A 15358-nucleotide genomic window follows, 5' to 3' on the forward strand; every position below is an offset into this window, starting at 1 on the left:
TGCGTTGCACCACGCTTGGGGCGGCCCCATCCGCCGTTGCGTCCGACGCAACAAAATATTCATACTGTGTCGGATATGCAAACATTATTCACCCACAGGCGCGGGCACACGGTATTTATCAAGCACGACGCCGCGAATGACATATGTCGTCCGGCCTGGTTTGCACCGTTATCGCGTCATGTCCGGCACCTCGAACGCCTCACCGGTTTCGAAGAAATGCCCACCAGCCACATAATGGATGCTCTTCTTGCCACCTGCCGCCATATTCCAGTGCCCATCGGCAAACACCGCCGGATCCGCCCAGGCCGCCACGACCTCGCCCAGGAACAGGTCATACGTGTCCTGGATGTGCGGTTCGGGGAGTACGCGGCACTCGAGCCAGGCCAGGCAGCCGTCGAGCAGCGGCGCGCCGACCCGTTCGCCGGTCCAGGCGCAGGCGCCGAACGCCGCGAATTTGTCCAGATCGCGGCCCGACGTCGAACCCACCTGCAGGGTCAGGCGCGCCAGCTCGCGCGATGGCACGTTCAGCGCGAATTCGCCGGATGCCTCGATCATGCTGCGGGTGAGTGTGTTCTTGTCGATCACCACCGCCACCTTGGGCGGATCGAAGTCGAGCGGCATCGACCAGGCGGCCGCCATCACATTGACGGCGTCGCCGTGGCGCGTCGATACCAAAACCGTCGGCCCATGGTTCATCAGGCGGTAGGCTTTGGCGAGGGGTACGGGAACGCGGTCGGTCATGCCGGAGTCCTTGAATTGACGGCTCAGGCAGTCAGCGCTGCGCCGGCGGGATGTCCTTGAGCGGCGCGGCGAACGCGGCGTGCGCGGCCGGATCGATGGGGCGGTGTTTCACCGTCGTGCCGGCCGGGTCGTTGGCCAGGTAATTGCCATTCTTGTGGTCATGTGCGGGCCGGATCGGCCGCGGTGCGAAGCCGCCGCCGCAGATCGGGCACACGTTCAGCAAAATGGTATCGACACAGGTGGCGCAAAACGTGCATTCGTACGAGCAGATGCGCGCCTGTTCCGACGAAGGTGGCAGCGCGACATTGCAGTGTTCGCAGGTGGGACGCAGTTCAAGCATGGCAAACTCCTTGGGTCTTAGCCCGTAATACGCGTCAGCATGTCGCCGAGCGACTTCCAGAAACTGTCCGGCACGTACAGCAGCGCCAGCGTCATGGTCAGGTAGCGCGCGAACTTGCCGATCGCCATATACATCAGGCTCGGCCAGAATGGCAGGTGCAGCCAGCCGGCGAGCGTGCACAGCGGATCGCCCACCCCCGGCAGCCACGACAACAACATGGTCTTGGCGCCATAACGCTTGAGCCAGCCGAACCAGCGGCTCTGGCGCTCTTTGGCAAACGCCACCTTGGCGCGGTAGCCAAGGAAGTAATCGACCGCGCCGCCCAGCGTATTACCAATGGTCGCGACCAGGATCGCCGGCCAGAACAGCGCGGGATTGGCCTTGATCACCGCAAACACGGCCGGCTCGGAACCGAGCGGCAGCAGCGTGGCGGAAATAAAACTGATGATGAAGACGGAGGTCAGCCCAACCGTCGGCGCCGCAACGAGGTCAAGCAGCCATTGGACAGCGGTTTCGATCATGCGAGCTTAGGCGAGGGAAATAGGCGTCCATTATAATGGTCCGGAACTTTCGTCACGACACGATACGATCGCCTGTCACCCAGCGCGCCGTATCGTACTGCGCGCCACGGTCACCCACCCTAGCGGAACAGTTTGCGTCGTCCGTCCCGCCAGCCGCATTGGCCTGACCCTTGTGTTTCGACCATGACTACCGACTATCTCAAAAAAATCCTGACCGCGCGCGTCTATGACGTCGCCGAACAAACGCCCCTCGATCTGGCGCCCACGCTGTCCGCTCGCATGGGTAACCGCATCTATTTCAAGCGCGAGGACATGCAGAGCGTGTTCAGCTTCAAGCTGCGCGGCGCCTACAACAAGATGGCCAACCTGACGCCCGAGCAGCGCGCCCGCGGCGTGATCTGTGCCTCGGCCGGCAACCATGCCCAGGGCGTGGCCCTGTCGGCCTGTCGTCTCGGCTGCCGCGCGCTGATCGTGATGCCCACGACCACGCCGGGCGTCAAGATCGACGCCGTCAAGGCGCGCGGCGGCGCCAGCGTCGAGATCGTGCTGCACGGCGACTCGTACACCGACGCCTACAACCACGCCCTGCTGCTGGAAAAAGAACAGCGCATGACCTTCGTGCACCCGTTCGACGATCCGGACGTGATCGCCGGCCAGGGCACGATCGGCATGGAAATCCTGCGCCAGCATTCCGGCCCGATCCACGCGATCTTCGTCGCCATCGGCGGCGGCGGCCTGATCGCGGGCATCGGCGCCTACGTCAAGGAAATTCGCCCTGACATCAAGATCATCGGCGTGCAGACGCTCGATTCGGACGCGATGGCGCGCAGCCTGAAGGCCGGCCACCGTGTCACGCTGAACGATGTCGGCCTGTTTTCCGACGGCACCGCGGTGCGCCTGGTGGGCGAAGAAACCTTCCGCGTCGCCCAGATGGTGGTCGACGAGATCATCCTGGTCGACACCGACGCGATCTGCGCCGCGATCCAGGACGTGTTCCAGGACACGCGCAGCATTCTCGAGCCGGCCGGCGCGCTGGCCATCGCCGGCGCCAAGGCATACATCGAGCGCTCGCAGATGGACCGCGAGCCGGTCAAGGGTGAAACGCTGGTGGCCGTGGCCTGCGGCGCCAACATGAACTTCGACCGCCTGCGCTTCGTTGCCGAGCGCGCCGAACTGGGCGAGTCGCGCGAAGCCGTGTTTGCCGTGACCGTGCCCGAGCAGCGCGGGAGCTTCCGCCGCTTCTGCGGCCTGGTCGGGCCACGCAACGTGACCGAATTCAATTACCGCATCAGCGATGCCAGCGAAGCCCATGTGTTCGTTGGCGTGCAGGTGGGCAGCCGCAGCGAATCCGGACTGCTGGCGCGCACGTTCGAAGAGCATGGCTACAAGACGCTTGACCTGACCGGCGACGAGCTGGCCAAGCTGCATATCCGCCATCTGGTGGGCGGCAAAAGTTCGCTGGCCCACGATGAATTGCTGTATCGTTTCGAGTTCCCTGAACGGCCGGGCGCGCTGATGCGCTTCCTGGACAGCATGGCGCCGAACTGGAATATCTCGCTGTTTCACTACCGCAACCAGGGCGGCGATGTGGGCCGCATTCTCGTGGGGCTGCAAGTGCCGCCGACCGAAATGGCCGAGTTCCGGCAATTCCTGGCATCGCTCGGTTACCGTTACTGGGACGAAAGCAGCAATCCCGTCTATAAATTGTTCTTGGGCGCCTGACGCCCCATCTCCATGAATACACCTGACCAATCGCCCCTCGGCAAATCCTCCGCCTACCAGAGCCAGTACGCGCCCGAGCTGCTGTTCCCGATCGCGCGCCAGCAAAAGCGCGATGAGCTCGGCCTGTTTGCGGATGCCGGCACCATGCCGTTCTTCGGTGTCGACATCTGGAACGCCTACGAACTGTCGTGGCTGAACATGCGCGGCAAGCCGCAGGTGGCGATTGCGACGATCACGGTCCCGGCCGATTCGCCGAACATCGTCGAATCGAAATCGTTCAAGCTGTACCTGAATTCGTTCAACCAGACCCGCCTGGCCGGTCCGGAAGCCTTGCTGGCCCTGCTGCGCGACGATCTGTCGGACGGCTTCGGTGCGCCGGTCCACGTCACGCTGACCAGCCCGGACGCGTTCGGTGGCATCAAGATGGGCGAACTCGACGGCGTGCTGCTGGATCGTCTCGATGTCGAGATCGACGGCTATTCGCCATCCCCGGAACTGCTCAGCGCAGACCACGAGAACGGGCAAGTCGAAGAAACGCTGGTGTCGCACCTGCTCAAGTCGAACTGCCTGGTCACCGGCCAGCCGGACTGGGGCACCGTGCAGATCCGCTATGTCGGCCCGCAGATCGACCAGGAAGGCTTGCTGAAGTACCTGATCGGCTTCCGTGAACACAACGAGTTTCATGAACAGTGTGTCGAGCGCATCTTCATGGACGTGCTGCGCCAGTGCAAGCCTACCAAACTGGCCGTGTACGCTCGCTACACGCGGCGCGGCGGCCTGGATATCAACCCGTGGCGCGCCAACTTCTCCACCGGCAAACCGCCTAATCTGCGTGGCGCGCGCCAGTAAATATCGCATTTCTGACAGGATGCGACTCGCACACCTGTACGTTTTTGGCGACAGCCGTGCGCCGGCCTGGCATCACGCCCGGCGTGGTGCAGTACTGAAGCTGCTTGTTTTTTCAGCAGAACTCGTGCAAAAATCGGCCAATCTCAGCGCAAGCATGTATTTACCGGCTGCGTTCTGCGATTTGTTAAAAAAATTGCGTGGTGGCGTTAACCTGAATCAACGCCGCTGCTGCCCTGTTTCGACGGGTATCGTGCGACCGTCCCGCCAACTGGCCTGACGCTCGCGATTTCGAGTGTCCCGGCCATAAAACAGGCCTATAATCCGTGCTCGCAAGCACGCCACTTGTGCTGCGCACTTGTGCCACGCACCTCACGTTATGACCAATTTAAGCAAAATCCTTTCTCTCGAAAACGTCCAACTCGACATTGAAGTGTCGAGCAAAAAGCGCGCCTTCGAGCAAGCCGGCCTGATCTTCGAGAACAATTGCGGTATTGCCCGTTCGATTGTGTCCGACAACCTGTTCGCACGTGAGCGTCTCGGCTCTACCGGCCTCGGCCACGGCGTGGCCGTCCCCCATGGCCGCATCAAGGGCAGCAAGAGCCTGAAGGCGCCTCTGGCCGCGTTCGTGCGCCTGAAGGAACCGATTCCGTTCGAGTCGCCCGACGGCCAGCCGGTGAGCCTGTTGTTCTTCCTGCTGATTCCGGACCACGTCACGCAGCAGCACCTCGAGATCCTGTCCGAAATCGCCGAGCTGTTCTCGGACGAAGCCATCCGCACTGCGCTGGCGACCGACCCCGATCCGAAGGCCGTCCACGAGCGCATTATCAACTGGCAACCCAGCCTGCAAGCTCTGGGTTAAACTTCACGTCACTGCGAACGCGCGGCAATCATGTCGCGCGCCTTTTTTTGTGACGAAGACGATGCCCATGCTGCAGTCCCCGCTGACCATTCAACGGCTGTACGACGATAACCGCGACAGCCTGCAGCTCGGCTGGTTCGCGGGCTTTCCCGGCGGCGAACGCCAGATCGCCGGCGACGCCGCGTCGGCCGCCGACCAGGTAGGCCACCTGAACCTGATCCACCCGGGCCGCATCCAGGTCTTCGGGCACCAGGAACTCAATTACTACCACCGCCTGAAAGCCAATTCGCGCACCCACGTGATTGGCGAACTGATCGGCGGCGGGCCGCCGGCGCTGATCATCGCGCAGGGGCTGGAAACGCCGCCCGACATCCTCGCGATCTGCGACGAGCAGAACATTCCGCTATTTTCGACGCCGCTGCCGGCAGCGCAGGTGATCGACTTCCTGCGCGTGTATCTGTCCAAAAAACTGGCCCAGCGCGTGATCATGCATGGCGTGTTCATGGACGTGCTGGGCGTGGGCGTCTTGATCACCGGTGAATCCGGCTTAGGCAAAAGTGAACTGGGCCTGGAACTGATTTCGCGTTCGCACGGCCTGGTGGCCGACGATGCGGTGGAATTTTCGCGCATCGCACCGAACATGATCGAGGGCCGCTGCCCGCCGCTGCTGCAAAACCTGCTCGAGGTGCGTGGCCTGGGCCTGCTGGACATCAAGGCGATCTTCGGCGAGACGGCGGTGCGCCGCAAGATGCGCCTGAAGCTGATCGTCCACCTGGTCAAACGCGGCGCGGCCGATGAAGAAGTCGAGCGCCTGCCCTTCCATTTCCCGACCGAAGACGTGCTGGGCCTGCCGATCCGCAAGGTTGTCATCCCGGTGGCGGCCGGCCGCAACATCGCCGTGCTGCTCGAAGCCGCCGTGCGCAACACGATCCTGCAACTGCGCGGCATCGACACGCTGCAGGAATTCATGGAGCGCCAGCGCCAGGCCATGAGCGCCGATTGACCCGGTGCCCGCGGCCGCGGGTGTACGGCTGACCGGCGCTTGCGGTATCATCGCCCCATGCACATCGTCCTCATCACCGGAATTTCCGGCTCCGGCAAATCCGTGGCCCTGAATGTCCTGGAAGACGCCGGTTACTACTGCGTCGACAACCTGCCGCCGGCCCTGCTGACGGCCCTCGTCAATACCGTCAGCGAAAGCGGCGGCGGCAAGATCGCCGTCGCAGTCGATGCGCGCAGCGCCGAATCGCTGGCCGAACTGCCAGTGAGCGTGCGGCGCCTGCGCGAGGACGGCCACTCAGTCAAGGTCATATTCCTGACAGCGAGCACCCATTCGCTCGTGGCGCGTTTTTCCGAGACGCGCCGCAGCCATCCGCTGTCGCACGAACTGCGTCCGGGCGAAAACCCGGCATCGCGCCGGACCCTGATCGAGTGCATCGCCGAAGAACGCGAGCGCCTGTCGTCGATCGAGAACCTGGGCCACGTGATCGACACGTCCGAGCTCTCGTCCAACAAACTGCGCGGCTGGATCAAGGAACTCGCCGAGATCGACCATGCGCCGCTGACGCTGTTCTTCGAGTCGTTCGCCTTCAAGGTCGGCGTGCCGCTCGACGCCGACTTCGTGTTCGACGTGCGCGCGATCCCCAATCCTTACTACGATGTGGCGCTGCGCCCGCTCACCGGCAAGGATGCACCCGTGATCGCCTTCCTCGACGCGCAACCGAGCGCGCTCGAGATGCTGTCCGACATCCAGGGCTTCGTCGCCAAGTGGCTGCCATCGTTCAAGACCGACAACCGCAGCTACCTGACGGTGGCGATCGGCTGCACGGGCGGACAGCATCGTTCGGTGTACATGGCCGAACACCTGGGCGCGCACTTCGGCACGACCGAGCGCGTGATTGTCAGGCATCGCGAGCAGCCGAAGCATCCGGCGGCGTAGGCTTGCTGCCTGCCCTGCCACACGTTTAACGCTGACGACGAAATTCCATCGTCCAGTTGGTTTCCCATGTATTTCCCGCATCGGCAGAAAAAGCCTGGTCCCACTGCAGCAAGTTTTGATCGATCTGGCGCCAGATGAATCTGACGATAATCGGGATTTCCTGGAAAGTATCGTTGGCGAAGAACGTACCAACGCCATCAATGAATTCGCCTACCACCGGAACGTCGATCTGACTCGGAAGACGACCGTCAAGCCACCAGATCGACCATTTCTTCGTGTTCTGATCGTAGGAGCGTAACGCGATAGCGCGAAAGACCTCGTCATTCAGGCGCAAGACGTTGTCTTCAAGGTTGCCGAAGCCACCCAGAATTTTTTGGGTCGACATCTCACCATCAAACTCAACCCATTCATTGCAGTTTGCCAGGCGTTCCTTGAGCCGCCGATGCCTGACAACCCAATCCCCAATAACGAAATCGAAGTCAGTCGGTGCTGAACTCATCAGTTCCAGTGCCATGCCACTCCTTGAATAACAGGTGGTCCGTCGGCCCGCACACTCGTGGCCACCGACATCAATATGGTGCCTCGTCACTTCAGTACCGGCCCCGCATCCACGATCCGCACATCATGCATCTGATGCAGATACGATTCCAGATACCCCTTGTGCGACGCGCCGACGATGACCAGCATGCGCTGGCCCGGCATCAATCCCAGCACGTCCCGGATATTGGCCGCCATGCGCAGGTTGCGCGTTTCCCAGTAACCCACGTACTGACGGCCGAAGCGTTGCACTGACGGCTCGTTGAGCGCCGCGCCGAAGTCGCTGCGGTACACCAGAGCCCCCTGGCCAGGTGCATTTCTGGCCTGGTACATGGCCAGCACGCCTTCGGCACTGCCCAGCGAGCCCTCCTGCGCCTTGTCCGCTGCGCTGCGCTGCTTCGAGGCCGGGTTGTCCCATGCGGTCATCAGCGCATCGCCAAACGCCTTCTGGTCTCCCGTCGCGCTGTCGGCGGTATGGTCATCCATCGCGTACAGGCGTTCAAGGCCGAGCCGGACGGCCAGGCGCGCACCGATCATCAGGCTTTCGTCGCGTTTGATTTCCAGCTTCGCGAGCACGCCGACCAATGTGGCGTCCAGGCCGTCACCGGCGCGACGCTCGGCCTCGGGCAGGCGCAACCACTGCACCAGCGCCGATGCGCGCTCGCCGCCAGCGAGGAACAACGCAGCAAGGCGTCGACGTTCTGCGGGCGTGGGCGCAGCGGGCCAGGTTGCCAGCAAGGCCTCGGCGGCCTCGGTCGCTGCCGCGACATCCAGCCCGGTGGCCAGCCGCGCCGGTGCGGGATCCCAGCAATAGGAATCGATCGAGTCCTTGTAGCGGGCCATATAACGGCGCATGAAGTCGCACTGCGGCCCGGATACCGCCTCGATCGCAATCGCCTGCGGCTTCCACGCCGCCAGACGCTCGTTCAGCAGCGTCAGGCTGGTGGCCTGGAAGGTTTTCGGCAATTGCGACAGATGGGGCGAGCCCAGCACCAGCACCTCGTTGGCAGGCCCGGAGGCCGGCCCCTTGAATGCGCTCGCATCGAAATCAGGCTGCCAGGCCTGCGCAGCGGCGCTGCCGCACAACGTCATCGACAGCAGCAAGGCGGTCATGCGCATCGGGGGTCCTCATCAGTTCATGAAGCCACGATGGTTGCACCGCCTGCACGAAAAGTCACGCGCAAACGGATATGCATGAAACCGCTTACGCGAGATGGCGCAGCGGATGCGCATGCGCCGGCCACACCGGCGTGAAGAAGTGCGCCACCATCGCATCGGTCACGAGATCGAGCGACGGCGGATTCCATTGCGGCGCATTGTCCTTGTCGATGACGAGCGCGCGCACGCCTTCGAGCACCTCGCCATGCTCGAAGTTGCGGCGCACGAGCGAGCGCTCCAGGCGCAGACAGTCGGCGACATCGAGCGACGCGCCGCGCAGCAGCAGCTCGCGCGTCACGCACATCATCAACGGCGAGCGCTGACGCATCGCATTCAATGCCTTCTGCGCGAACTGCGTGTCGTCACCCTCGAGCGACGCCATGATCGCCGCCACCGAGTCCGCGCCAAAGTGCGCATCGATGCGCGCGCGGTTGGCCTGCAATTGACTCTCGCCGGCATGCTGGCTGGCGAACGCGCGGATCGCCGCCGGCAGATCCGCGCCCGGCGTCGCTTCGATCAGCGCCTGCAAGGCCGGCAGGTCGGCGCCCGGCACGAACACGTCGGCCAGGCCCACGTACAGCGCGTCGGCCGCGCCGATCGTCAAGCCGGTCAGGCCCAGGAACATCCCTAGTTGCCCCGGCGCGTGCGACAAAAAGTGGCTGCCGCCGACATCGGGGAACAGGCCGATATTCACCTCGGGCATCGCCATTTTCGTGCGCTCAGTCACGATGCGCAGGCCACAATCGGGCCCGCCCTGCGCGATGCCCATGCCGCCGCCCATGACCACGCCGTCCATCAGCGCGATATACGGTTTCGGATAAAAATGGATCAGGTGATTCAGCGCGTATTCTTCGGTGAAGAAATCCTCGAGCAGTGCGCTGCCGCCTTGCGGCGAGGCGTTGCCGACCTCGTAAAAGAAGCGGATATCGCCGCCTGCGCACAGTGCTTTTTCGCTGCTGCTGGTGATCACGACCGCATCGACCGCGGCGTCAAGCTGCCAGTCGAGCAGGATCGCGGTCAGTGCGCGCACCATGTCCAGCGACAGCGAATTGAGCGCCTTGGGCCGGTCGAGGGTGATGATGCCGGTGCGGTTGGCAATGCGGGTCAGGACGTGTTCGGACATGGCGTGATCCATCGAAAGGAAACACGTATTTTACTGGCAGCGGGATGCAAAAAGGGCGCCCCGAAAAGACGCCCCTGGCGGTGGTGACCTGCGCTCGATCAGGCGGCAGCGACGTCTGCTTCGTCGACGTCCAGGCGTTTGATCGCTGTGCGGTTATGGTCTTTGAGCATCTGCTTGTGCTTCAGGATTTGTCGATCCAGTTTATCCATCAACATGTCGATCGCGGCATACAGGTCTTGCGCGACGCTCGCCACGTGCAGGGTCTTGCCCGACACCTGGACATTGATTTCAGCTTTTTGCCTTTTTTCTTTTTCAGTGAGGTTATCGACGGCCAGGAAGACGTGGGTATCTATGACTTGATCGAAATGGCGAATAATGCGTTCCAGCTTATTCTGAACGTATTCACGGATGGCAGGGGTTACTTCGAGATGGTGACCACTGATGGTGAGGTTCATACACACTCCTTTGAAGATGTCACGTCGCTTGCACCACACAGGAGCTGAAGGCACAGACTGTATGAGCGGCGTTGTTACAAGGCTTTGCGGAGACTGACGGGGGGGATCTTGAGCGCTTCACGGTATTTTGCGACCGTCCTGCGCGCAATGACCATGCCTTGTTCCCCGAGCATTTCCGCGATCTTGCTGTCGGATAATGGATTCTTAGGGTCTTCTGCTCCTGTCAATTGCGCGATGAGCGCACGGATTGCCGTTGAGGATGCTTCGCCTCCCGCTTCGGTGGCAACGTGGCTACCGAAGAAATACTTCAACTCGAACATGCCGTGCGGGGTCAGCATGTATTTCTGGGTTGTGACACGAGAGATGGTGCTCTCATGCAGACCTAGTGTATCAGCTATCTCACGCAAAACAAGGGGCCGCATGGCAACCGCGCCATGGCTGAAAAAGTTGCGCTGGCGTTCGACAATGGCCTCGGCCACACGCAGGATCGTGTCGAAACGCTGGCGCATGTTCTTGATGAGCCACTTCGCCTCTTGCATCTGCGCGCCCATCTGGCTCTCGCTGCGGCCCTGCTTGAGCATCGTGGCGTACAGGCTGTTCACGCGCAAGCGCGGCATCACGTCCTGGTTCAGCGTGACGGCCCAGCCATTCTTGGCGCGCCGCACGATCACGTCCGGCACCACGTAATCTGACACGTTCGACGCGAACGCGGCGCCCGGATGCGGATTGCACTGGCGGACCACGGCCTGCACTTCGCGCAGGTCTTCGTCGTCGCAATCGAGCGCTTTTTTCAGCTTGCTGTATTCGCGCTGCGCGAACCAGGTCAGGTACCCTTCGACGATCTTCAGGGCCATGCGGCGCGTGACCATCGGCACGCCCGGCATGCGCCGGATCTGCAGCGCCAGGCATTCGGCCGCGCTGCGCGCGCCCACGCCCACCGGGTCCATGCTCTGCACCATCGCCAGCGCGCAGCGCAGTTCGTCGAGGTCGACCTCGAGTTCTTCGGGCAGGCGTGCGTGGATGTCGTCGAGCGGTTCTTCCAGGTAGCCGTTGTCGTCGAGCGCGTCGATCACCAGTTCGGCCAGCGCGCGGTCGCGCGTTGACAGCAGCGTTTCGCGCACCTGTTCCATCAGGTGTTCGCGCAGCGTGATCGCGCACGCCTCCAGCTGCGGGCGGCCGTCTTCGTCGTCGCTGCTGGCGCTGCCGGACGACGTTCCGCTGCCTTCGCTCCACTCGTTGTCGGGCCGGTCGCCATCGACCGCACCGCCTTCAGCGCCCTCGCCCTCGGCCGGCGCGCTGCCCTCGCCTTCGGCCTGCTGGCCTGGCGCCGGCGGCGCCTCGCCAGGTGCCGGCGCATTGTTGATGGCCCCATCGGCCAGCAGGCGCACCGAATGATCGAGCGGGTCGTCGAGCCTTTCGAGCAGCGGGTTATCGCCCAGTATCTGCTCGATCTCCTGATGCAGTTCGAGCGTCGACAGCTGCAGCAACCGGATCGATTGCTGCAGCTGTGGCGTGAGCGCCAGGTGCTGCGAAGTGCGGAGCTGAAGGGACTGTTTCATCAATTGAGTATGGCTTACATGCGGAAATGTTCACCAAGGTACACGCGGCGCACCGACTCGTCGGCGATGATATCGTCGGGACGGCCGGATGCGAGCACGGCGCCCTGATTGATGATGTAGGCGCGGTCGCAGATGCCGAGCGTCTCGCGGACGTTGTGGTCGGTGATCAGGACGCCGATCTTGCGCTCCTTGAGGAAGCGCACGATGCGCTGGATCTCGATCACGGCGATCGGATCGACGCCGGCAAACGGTTCGTCGAGCAGGACGAAGCGCGGGTTGGTCGCCAGAGCGCGCGCGATCTCCACGCGGCGCCGCTCGCCGCCCGACAGCGACAGTGCCGGATTCTCGCGCAGCTTCTCGATCTGCAGGTCGGCCAGCAGGGTATCGAGGCGGTCGCTGATCTCGGTTTTGGTCAGGGACTTGCCGTTGACCTTCTGCAGTTCGAGCACGGCGCGGATGTTCTCTTCCACCGTCAGCTTGCGAAACACCGAGGCTTCCTGCGGCAGGTACGATAGGCCAAGCACCGCGCGGCGATGGATCGGCAGGCTGGTGATGTCGGTGCCGTTGATGCTGATCGAGCCGGCGTCCGACGGCACCAGGCCGACGATCATGTAGAACGAAGTAGTCTTGCCGGCGCCGTTCGGGCCCAGCAACCCCACCACTTCGCCGCATTCGACATCCAGCGACACGTCGCGCACGACCAGGCGCTTGCCATAGCTTTTCTGCAGGCCCTTGACGACCAGCGTGCTGCGATCGTTCAGTTCCGTCATTGCGTGCCTCCGGCCGGCGCACGCTTGGGCGCCAGGATCAGCGTGCCGCGCCCGCCGCCAACCTTGCTCTCGCCGCTGACGTCATTGCGCACGGCGACGACTTCCTTGCGGTTGTCGTACGAGATGAACGGGCCGGTCATCTGGTTGGTCATCCGGTCGTTTTCGAGTTCCTTGACGATGGCGTTCGAGTACAGGCGCACCAGCTCCGAACGTTCGTCGTATTCGATGCGTTCGGCCTGGCCTTCGACCCACAGGTTCGGGCCGCCGTCGCGCTTCTGGCGGAACGTGGCGGGCTTGCCGTTGGCCGCGGTGAGCGTCACGCTCATATAGCCTTCGGGCGTCTCCCTGACCACGGCGCGTTCGGCCTTGACCAGCAGCGTGCCACGGGTCAGGATCACGTTGCCGGTGAAGGTGCGCACGCCCGCGACGCCATCGAGGTCGCCGTTATCGTATTCGAGCGCCGCCTGCTTGAGCGAGTCGGCCTTTTCGGCCATGGCGGTCAAGGAAAGGAGTGACAAGAAAGCGGCAGCAAAGAGTTTTTTCATTGTGGTGCTGGTCCTGGGTTAGCACGCGCGCATGGCTGATGGCCTTCAGCGCTGGCGTGGCGGATAGACGATACGGCCGCGGCCTGACAATTGCATCTGCATGGTCGCGTTGTTGGCCATCATGCCGGTGGCCCTGAGGCTGGACGCGCCAAGCTCCATGTCGATCGGCTGGTCGGTCTTGACGATTTCTTCGTCGGGCAACACGGTCATGGCCTGCGTGCGCACGCGCAGTGCTTCGCTGGCGGGCGTCTTCGGGCGCTGCAGATCGACGTCGCCGAACAGTTCGACGCGGTGTTCTTCGTGGAAGATGCGCGCGTTCTTGGCCACCACCGTCATCGGTGGACGGCCCGGCTCGACGCCGCGCATCAGCGGCTGCTCGACATTCGACACGTCGCCCAGCGGGATATGCGCCAGGCGCTTGCCCGACACCACGTAGCTCGGCTGGCCGTTGGGCGTCATCCGCACGAACGAGAAATTCTCGACGATGTAATCCGGCTCGTCGGGTGGGCCGCCCAGCTGCGCATCGATGTCGGTCGCCTGCATCAGCTGCAGCAGCCAGAAGCTGCCGAAGGCGAAGAACACGCCAATCACGATCATCGCCAGCAGATTCCAGCGATGCGCGGTGCGTTTGTTGGAGGCGATCGTGGCCATGGCGGTCAGGCGAAATACGGCGCGAGCGCCTGGTCATAGGTGCCCTGCGCGCGCATGACGAGGTCGCAGATCTCGCGCACCGCGCCACGTCCGCCACCGTTCTTGGTCACGTAATGCGCGCGGTGCTGCACGTCCGGATGGCCGGACGGCACGGCAACGGCAAAGCCGACGCGTGCGAACAGCGGCAGGTCGATCACGTCGTCGCCGATGTAGCCGCATTGGTCGGCGGTAAAGCCGGTGGCCTCGAGCAGATTGGCAAAGCCGATGCGCTTGTCGTGGTTGCCCTGGTAGACATGCGAGATGCCCAGGTCGGCGGCGCGCCGGACGACGATCGGCGACAGGCGCGCACTGATGATCGCGGTCTGCACACCGGATTTATTGAGCATCTGGATGCCCAGGCCGTCGAGCACATTGAAGGTCTTGGTGACTTCGCCATCGGGGCCGTAGGTCAGGCTGCCGTCGGTGAGCACACCGTCGACGTCGAAGATCATGACCTTGATGCGCGCGGCGCGCTCGATGTGGGCCAATACAGGAGTGTTCATCAGATTACCTTTGCGCGGGTCAGGTCGTGGATGTGCAGCGCGCCGACCAGCTGGCCCGCCTCATCGATCACGAGCATCTGGTTGATGCGGAATTCTTCCATCACGGCGACCGCGTCGACCGCCAGTTGCTCGGGGCGCACGCTGCGCGGATTGGCGTGCATGACGTCGCGAATCAGCACATTCGAAAAATCGTGCATGCGCTCGATCACGCGGCGCAAGTCGCCGTCGGTGAACACGCCCAGCGGCCGGCCAGCAGCATCGACCACGGCGGTCATACCCATGCCCTTCTGGCTGATCTCGAGCAGCGCCTTGACCAGCGGGACATCCAGGCCCACCGACGGGATGGCGTCACCGGTGCGCATCACATCGCGCACGTGCGTCAGCAGGCGCCGGCCCAGCGCGCCGCCCGGATGCGACAGCGCGAAATCATGCTCGCGAAAACCGCGCACGTCGAGCAGCGCCACGGCCAGCGCATCGCCCATGGCCAGCGTGACGGTGGTGCTGGTGGTCGGCGCCAGGTTGAGCGTGCAGGCTTCTTTGGCTACCGCGATGTTCAGGTGGACATCGGCCAGCCTGGCCAGGCGCGAAGCCGGCTTGCCGGTCATGGCGATCACGCGCGCGCCCAGGCGCTTCACGGCCGGCAGGATATCGAGCAGTTCGGACGATTCGCCCGAATTGGAAATGGCGATCAGGATGTCATTCGCGGTAACCATGCCCAGGTCGCCGTGCGCCGCTTCGCCCGGGTGCATGAAGAACGCCGGCGTACCGGTGGACGACAGCGTGGCGGCGATCTTGCGGCCGATGTGCCCCGACTTGCCCATCCCCGAAACGACCACGCGGCCGGTGCCGGCGTAGATCAGTTGCGCGGCGTCGACGAAGCTGCTGTCGTCGCCCAGGCGCGCGTGCAACGCAACGATGGCATCGGCCTCGATCGCAAGGGTCTGGCGACCCAGTTCCAGCACGCGCTGCGCCAGGGTTTCGTCAAAACTTTTCAGCATTATTTGGTCATCAGTTACACTCATTCCAGAAGTATAAACGAATTGCGAA

19 protein-coding genes are annotated in these 15358 nt (G+C 63.2%); 6 read left to right on the forward strand and 13 right to left on the reverse strand.

The window, feature by feature from the left end; translation table 11 throughout:
- Positions 1 to 168: 168 nt before the first annotated feature.
- Genes IFU00_20625 through IFU00_20635 form a run of 3 tightly spaced genes read right to left on the reverse strand, consistent with a single transcriptional unit; the run spans position 169 to position 1602 of the window.
- Positions 169 to 741 carry a flavin reductase family protein gene (locus tag IFU00_20625; GenBank protein MBD8544687.1) on the reverse strand — a complete coding sequence of 191 codons (573 nt, stop codon included), beginning with the start codon at positions 739 to 741 and terminating at the stop codon, positions 169 to 171.
- A gap of 31 nt (positions 742 to 772) precedes the next feature.
- Complete coding sequence (locus tag IFU00_20630) at positions 773 to 1081, reverse strand: DUF1272 domain-containing protein (GenBank protein MBD8544688.1); 309 nt, start codon at positions 1079 to 1081, stop codon at positions 773 to 775.
- Positions 1082 to 1098: 17 nt separating this feature from the next.
- Entirely contained in the window at positions 1099 to 1602 is a 504-nt protein-coding gene (locus tag IFU00_20635; protein ID MBD8544689.1) for a DedA family protein, read from the reverse strand.
- 183 nt (positions 1603 to 1785) lie between these two features.
- Between IFU00_20635 and ilvA the strand changes: the two genes are divergently transcribed.
- The 6 genes from ilvA to rapZ all read left to right on the forward strand — a co-directional run bounded on the left by ilvA (position 1786) and on the right by rapZ (position 6971).
- Positions 1786 to 3324, forward strand: coding sequence for a threonine ammonia-lyase, biosynthetic (ilvA, locus tag IFU00_20640; GenBank protein MBD8544690.1), 1539 nt, complete (start codon positions 1786 to 1788; stop codon positions 3322 to 3324).
- Positions 3325 to 3336: 12 nt separating this feature from the next.
- Positions 3337 to 4173 (forward strand): NADPH-dependent 7-cyano-7-deazaguanine reductase QueF, encoded by an 837-nt coding sequence (gene queF, locus IFU00_20645; protein MBD8544691.1) that lies wholly within the window; start codon positions 3337 to 3339, stop codon positions 4171 to 4173.
- 19 nt (positions 4174 to 4192) lie between these two features.
- Positions 4193 to 4450, forward strand: a complete 258-nt coding sequence (locus IFU00_20650; GenBank protein MBD8544692.1) for a hypothetical protein — start codon at positions 4193 to 4195, stop codon at positions 4448 to 4450.
- A 99-nt stretch (positions 4451 to 4549) separates the two neighbouring features.
- Positions 4550 to 5032, forward strand: coding sequence for a PTS sugar transporter subunit IIA (locus IFU00_20655; GenBank protein MBD8544693.1), 483 nt, complete (start codon positions 4550 to 4552; stop codon positions 5030 to 5032).
- A 67-nt stretch (positions 5033 to 5099) separates the two neighbouring features.
- Positions 5100 to 6035 carry an HPr kinase/phosphorylase gene (locus IFU00_20660; GenBank protein MBD8544694.1) on the forward strand — a complete coding sequence of 312 codons (936 nt, stop codon included), beginning with the start codon at positions 5100 to 5102 and terminating at the stop codon, positions 6033 to 6035.
- Positions 6036 to 6092: 57 nt separating this feature from the next.
- Positions 6093 to 6971 carry an RNase adapter RapZ gene (gene rapZ, locus IFU00_20665; protein MBD8544695.1) on the forward strand — a complete coding sequence of 293 codons (879 nt, stop codon included), beginning with the start codon at positions 6093 to 6095 and terminating at the stop codon, positions 6969 to 6971.
- A gap of 25 nt (positions 6972 to 6996) precedes the next feature.
- Here rapZ and IFU00_20670 read toward each other — a convergent pair whose 3' ends face one another.
- From IFU00_20670 to IFU00_20715, 10 genes are all read right to left on the reverse strand, one after another.
- Positions 6997 to 7470 carry a DUF1579 domain-containing protein gene (locus tag IFU00_20670; GenBank protein MBD8544696.1) on the reverse strand — a complete coding sequence of 158 codons (474 nt, stop codon included), beginning with the start codon at positions 7468 to 7470 and terminating at the stop codon, positions 6997 to 6999.
- An 86-nt stretch (positions 7471 to 7556) separates the two neighbouring features.
- On the reverse strand, positions 7557 to 8627 hold the full coding sequence (locus IFU00_20675) for a hypothetical protein (GenBank protein MBD8544697.1): 1071 nt from the start codon (positions 8625 to 8627) through the stop codon (positions 7557 to 7559).
- 85 nt (positions 8628 to 8712) lie between these two features.
- Positions 8713 to 9789 (reverse strand): enoyl-CoA hydratase/isomerase family protein, encoded by a 1077-nt coding sequence (locus IFU00_20680; protein ID MBD8544698.1) that lies wholly within the window; start codon positions 9787 to 9789, stop codon positions 8713 to 8715.
- A gap of 98 nt (positions 9790 to 9887) precedes the next feature.
- Positions 9888 to 10244 carry a ribosome-associated translation inhibitor RaiA gene (gene raiA, locus IFU00_20685; protein ID MBD8544699.1) on the reverse strand — a complete coding sequence of 119 codons (357 nt, stop codon included), beginning with the start codon at positions 10242 to 10244 and terminating at the stop codon, positions 9888 to 9890.
- Between the two features lie 74 nt (positions 10245 to 10318).
- A complete protein-coding gene (locus IFU00_20690; GenBank protein ID MBD8544700.1) occupies positions 10319 to 11803 on the reverse strand; it encodes an RNA polymerase factor sigma-54 in 1485 nt (494 codons plus the stop codon).
- 14 nt (positions 11804 to 11817) lie between these two features.
- Complete coding sequence (lptB, locus tag IFU00_20695) at positions 11818 to 12573, reverse strand: LPS export ABC transporter ATP-binding protein (GenBank protein ID MBD8544701.1); 756 nt, start codon at positions 12571 to 12573, stop codon at positions 11818 to 11820.
- On the reverse strand, positions 12570 to 13118 hold the full coding sequence (gene lptA / locus IFU00_20700; protein MBD8544702.1) for a lipopolysaccharide transport periplasmic protein LptA: 549 nt from the start codon (positions 13116 to 13118) through the stop codon (positions 12570 to 12572). Before lptA ends, lptB begins: the two co-directional genes overlap by 4 nt.
- A gap of 45 nt (positions 13119 to 13163) precedes the next feature.
- Positions 13164 to 13769, reverse strand: coding sequence for an LPS export ABC transporter periplasmic protein LptC (gene lptC / locus IFU00_20705; protein MBD8544703.1), 606 nt, complete (start codon positions 13767 to 13769; stop codon positions 13164 to 13166).
- Positions 13770 to 13774: 5 nt separating this feature from the next.
- Positions 13775 to 14311, reverse strand: a complete 537-nt coding sequence (locus tag IFU00_20710; GenBank protein ID MBD8544704.1) for an HAD family hydrolase — start codon at positions 14309 to 14311, stop codon at positions 13775 to 13777.
- The gene (locus tag IFU00_20715; GenBank protein ID MBD8544705.1) at positions 14311 to 15333 is read right to left on the reverse strand and encodes a KpsF/GutQ family sugar-phosphate isomerase; all 1023 of its coding nucleotides are present in this window, start codon (positions 15331 to 15333) and stop codon (positions 14311 to 14313) included. The genes IFU00_20710 and IFU00_20715 overlap by 1 nt, the downstream gene beginning before the upstream one ends.
- Positions 15334 to 15358 lie beyond the last annotated feature (25 nt).

Source organism: Oxalobacteraceae sp. CFBP 8761 (genome assembly GCA_014841595.1).
Classification (GTDB): Bacteria; Pseudomonadota; Gammaproteobacteria; order Burkholderiales; family Burkholderiaceae_D; genus Telluria.

What these genes read in the sequence shown, in the direction of transcription:
- ilvA (MBD8544690.1), top strand. Translation starts at nt 1,786, where the DNA reads ATGACTACCGACTATCTCAAAAAAATCCTGACCGCGCGCGTCTATGAC.
- queF (MBD8544691.1), top strand. Translation starts at nt 3,337, where the DNA reads ATGAATACACCTGACCAATCGCCCCTCGGCAAATCCTCCGCCTACCAG.
- IFU00_20670 (MBD8544696.1), bottom strand. Translation starts at nt 7,470, where the DNA reads ATGAGTTCAGCACCGACTGACTTCGATTTCGTTATTGGGGATTGGGTT.
- IFU00_20690 (MBD8544700.1), bottom strand. Translation starts at nt 11,803, where the DNA reads ATGAAACAGTCCCTTCAGCTCCGCACTTCGCAGCACCTGGCGCTCACG.
- IFU00_20630 (MBD8544688.1), bottom strand. Translation starts at nt 1,081, where the DNA reads ATGCTTGAACTGCGTCCCACCTGCGAACACTGCAATGTCGCGCTGCCA.
- IFU00_20635 (MBD8544689.1), bottom strand. Translation starts at nt 1,602, where the DNA reads ATGATCGAAACCGCTGTCCAATGGCTGCTTGACCTCGTTGCGGCGCCG.
- IFU00_20625 (MBD8544687.1), bottom strand. Translation starts at nt 741, where the DNA reads ATGACCGACCGCGTTCCCGTACCCCTCGCCAAAGCCTACCGCCTGATG.
- raiA (MBD8544699.1), bottom strand. Translation starts at nt 10,244, where the DNA reads ATGAACCTCACCATCAGTGGTCACCATCTCGAAGTAACCCCTGCCATC.
- lptB (MBD8544701.1), bottom strand. Translation starts at nt 12,573, where the DNA reads ATGACGGAACTGAACGATCGCAGCACGCTGGTCGTCAAGGGCCTGCAG.
- IFU00_20660 (MBD8544694.1), top strand. Translation starts at nt 5,100, where the DNA reads ATGCTGCAGTCCCCGCTGACCATTCAACGGCTGTACGACGATAACCGC.
- IFU00_20710 (MBD8544704.1), bottom strand. Translation starts at nt 14,311, where the DNA reads ATGAACACTCCTGTATTGGCCCACATCGAGCGCGCCGCGCGCATCAAG.
- IFU00_20680 (MBD8544698.1), bottom strand. Translation starts at nt 9,789, where the DNA reads ATGTCCGAACACGTCCTGACCCGCATTGCCAACCGCACCGGCATCATC.
- IFU00_20655 (MBD8544693.1), top strand. Translation starts at nt 4,550, where the DNA reads ATGACCAATTTAAGCAAAATCCTTTCTCTCGAAAACGTCCAACTCGAC.
- IFU00_20675 (MBD8544697.1), bottom strand. Translation starts at nt 8,627, where the DNA reads ATGCGCATGACCGCCTTGCTGCTGTCGATGACGTTGTGCGGCAGCGCC.
- lptC (MBD8544703.1), bottom strand. Translation starts at nt 13,769, where the DNA reads ATGGCCACGATCGCCTCCAACAAACGCACCGCGCATCGCTGGAATCTG.
- IFU00_20715 (MBD8544705.1), bottom strand. Translation starts at nt 15,333, where the DNA reads ATGAGTGTAACTGATGACCAAATAATGCTGAAAAGTTTTGACGAAACC.
- rapZ (MBD8544695.1), top strand. Translation starts at nt 6,093, where the DNA reads ATGCACATCGTCCTCATCACCGGAATTTCCGGCTCCGGCAAATCCGTG.
- IFU00_20650 (MBD8544692.1), top strand. Translation starts at nt 4,193, where the DNA reads ATGCGACTCGCACACCTGTACGTTTTTGGCGACAGCCGTGCGCCGGCC.
- lptA (MBD8544702.1), bottom strand. Translation starts at nt 13,118, where the DNA reads ATGAAAAAACTCTTTGCTGCCGCTTTCTTGTCACTCCTTTCCTTGACC.